Here is a 3,447-nt window from a genome sequence, read left to right as displayed (position 1 = left end):
GCGTCAGCCACGCCTTCCACTCACCGCTGATGGACCCGGTCCTCGACGAGTTCGCGGCGGCCCTCCCCGCCTTCCCCGACGCCGGCTCCGAAGGCGGGCCGCAGATCCCGGTCGTCTCCACGCTCCTGGGCCGCGAGGCCACCCTCCGGGAACTCAGGTCCGCCGCCCACTGGGTGGACCACGTCCGCGCCCCCGTGCGCTTCCACGAGGCCGTCGAACGGGCCCGCGCCGCCGGGGCGGACGTCTTCCTCGAAGTCGGCCCGGGCCCGACCCTGGCGGGCCTCACCAAGGACGCCTTCGCCGCCGAAGGCGTGGACGCCCTGGTCGTGGCCTCCTCCCGGCGCGGCCGCGGCCCGGCGGAGGGCCTGGCCGGCGCCCTGGCCGCCCTGCACGTACGGGGCGCGTCCGTGGACTGGGCCGCCCTCACCGGCACCCGCCCGCCCGTGGACCTCCCCACGTACGCCTTCCAGCACCAGCGCTACTGGCTGGACTTCCTCGCCGGCGCCGCCCCGGCGGACGTGGCCTCCGCCGGCCTGTCGGCCCCGGACCACCCCCTGCTGGGCGCCGCGGTGGACCACCCCGGCACCGGCGAGACCGTCTTCACCGGCCTGTGGTCCCTGCGCACCCACGGCTGGCTCGCCGACCACGCCGTGTTCGGCTCGGCCGTCGTCCCGGCGACCGCCTACCTGGACCTGGCCCTGACGGCCGGCCGGTACACCGGCTGCCCGGTGGTCGGGGAACTCTCCCTGGAGGTCCCCCTGGTCCTGCCCGACGAGGGCGACGTACAGGTACGGGTGGTCGTCGGCGCGGCCGACGGGACGGGACACCGCTCCCTGGACGTGTACGCGCGCCCCGCCGGGGACGGCGCGGAGGCCGGCGGCTGGACCCGCCACGCCCTGGGCGGCCTCGCACCGGAGCCCGCCCCGGCCGGCCGGGACGGGTCCGCACACCCGCTGTCCGCCTGGCCCCCGGCGGGAGCCGAACGGCTCGCCTTCGACGGGCTCTACGACTCCCTCGCCGACCACGGATTCGACTACGGCCCGGCCTTCCGCGGACTGCGCGAGGTCTGGCGGCGCGGCGAGGACCTCTTCGCCCTGGCCACCCTCCCGGAAGCCGCCGCCGAGGGCGGGTTCGCCCTGCACCCGGCGCTCACCGACACCGTCCTGCACGCCGTGGTCGTCGGCGGGGTCATCACGGTCACCGGCGAACAGGGCTGGATGCCGTTCTCCTGGTCCGGCGCGAGCCTCACCGGCCGGCCGGGCGGCCCGACCGTCCGGGTCCGCCTCACCCCGGCCGGCGAAGCGGCCGTCTCCCTCACCGTCGCCGACGAACAGGGCCGCGAGACCGCCCGCGTGGACGCCCTGACCTTCCGCCCGGCCACCGCCGAGCAGGTGCGGGCCGCCCGCGGCGGCCCGGAGCACCCGCTGTACGCACTGGAGTGGCGCGAGGTCCCGGCCGCCCCGCGGGACACCGCCGCCGCGCCGTGGGCCGTGCTCGGCTCCGAGGACGGCCAGGCCGCCCGGCTCGCCGCGGCGGGCCGGGGCGCGGCCGCCCTGCACACCTCCCCCGGCGGACTGCCCGCCGACGCGGAGGCCCCCGCCCACCTGGTGTTCTGCCTGGACGACCACACCCCCGCCGGCGAGGACCTCCTCGACGCCGTCGGCGCCGCGGGCGAACGCGTACTGGGTCTGCTCCAGGCCTTCCTCGCCGACGAACGGCTCGCCGCGACCACCCTGGTGGTCCTCACCCGCCGGGCCCTCGCCACCGCTCCCGGCGAGGACGTCGAAAGCCTCCCCGGCGCCTCCGTGTGGGGACTGGTCCGCTCCGCCCAGACCGAGCACCCCGGCAGGTTCCGCCTCGTCGACACCGACGACGCCGAGGCCTCCTGGGCCGGCCTCCCGGGCGCCCTGCTCCTGCCCGACGAGCAGCTGGCGGTCCGCGACGGCGCGTACCTCGTCCCCCGCGTCGCCCCCGCCCCGCCCGCCGAACGGCGCCTCGAACCGCCCTCGGACGGCGCCCACCGGCTGGGCATCCCGCAGCGGGGCACGCTGGAGAACCTCACCTGGGTGCCCTGCCCCGAGGTGGAGGCGCCCCTGGAGAGCGGGCAGGTCCGCATCGCCGTCCAGGCGGCGGGCCTCAACTTCCGCGACGTCACGATCGCCCTCGGACTCATCGACCGGACGGACTTCGACGCCGGACTCGGCAGCGAGGGCTCCGGCGTGGTCCTGGAGACGGCCCCCGACGTGACCGCCTTCCGGCCTGGCGACCGGGTCACCGGCATCTTCCCCGGCGCCTTCGGCCGGGTGGCCGTCGCCGACCACCGCCTGCTGGTGCCGGTCCCCGACGGGTGGAACCACGCCGAGGCGGCGTCCGTACCCAGCACCTTCCTCACCGCCTACTACGCCCTCTTCCACGTGATGCGGCTGCGGAAGGGACAGCGCGTCCTCATCCACGCCGCGGCCGGCGGCGTCGGCACCGCCGCGGTCCAGCTGGCCCGGTACGCCGGCGCCGAGGTCTACGCGACCGCGAGCCCGGCCAAGTGGCCGGCCCTGCGCGCCCAGGGCCTGGACGACGCCCACCTGGCGTCCTCGCGCGATCTGGACTTCGTGCAGAAGTTCCTCGACTCCACCGGCGGCCGCGGGGTCGACGTGGTCCTCAACTCCCTCGCACACACCTTCGTCGACGCCTCCCTGCAACTCCTTCCGGAGGGCGGCGACTTCATCGAGATGGGCAAGACCGACATCCGCGATCCCGGGCAGGTCGCCGCCGCCCACCCCGGGGTCCGCTACCAGGCCTTCGACCTCTACGGCTCGGCCGGCCCGGACGCCCTCCAGGAGATGTTCCGCGAGGTCATGGCCCTGTTCGCCGACGGCCGGATCCGGCTGGGCCCGGTCTCCGTGCGCCACGTCCGCGACGCGCGCTCGGCGTTCCGCGAGATGAGCCAGGGCCGCCACACCGGCAAGCTGGTCCTCGAACTGGGCGACGGCTTCGGCGGCGGCACCGTGCTGGTCACCGGCGGGACCGGCGGCGTCGGCTCGCTGGTCGCCCGCCACCTGGCCGCCGAACACGGCGTACGGAGCCTGGTGCTGGCGAGCCGCCGGGGACCGGCGGCCGAGGGGGTGCCCGAACTGGTCGCCGAGCTGGAGGCGGCCGGCGCCGCGGTACGCGTCGTGGCCTGCGACGTCTCCGACCGGGACGCCGTGGCCGCACTGCTCGCCGGCATGCCCGCCGGGTACCCGCTGACCGCGGTGGTCCACGCGGCGGGCGCGCTGGCGGACGGCACCTTCGCGTCCCTGACCGCCGACGGCCTGCGCCAGGTGCTGGGCGCCAAGGCCGGCGGCGCGGTCCACCTGCACGAGCTGACCCGCGACCACACCCTGTCGGCGTTCCTCGCCTTCTCCGCCCTCGCCGGCACGCTCGGCACCGCCGGCCAGGCCAACTACGCCG

Annotated in this window: 1 protein-coding gene; it reads left to right on the top strand. The window is 77.1% G+C overall.

Translation table 11 applies throughout. The features are described 5' to 3' along the window. The coding region (locus VR44_RS04680; protein WP_045946072.1) for an SDR family NAD(P)-dependent oxidoreductase at positions 1-3,447 on the top strand (3,447 nt) is incomplete at both ends.

It is taken from the genome of Streptomyces katrae, assembly GCF_000966975.1.
GTDB lineage: Bacteria > Actinomycetota > Actinomycetes > Streptomycetales > Streptomycetaceae > Streptomyces > Streptomyces katrae.
Note: the sequence above shows the minus strand (reverse complement) of the source record. Positions and strands in the feature narration are given on the sequence as shown.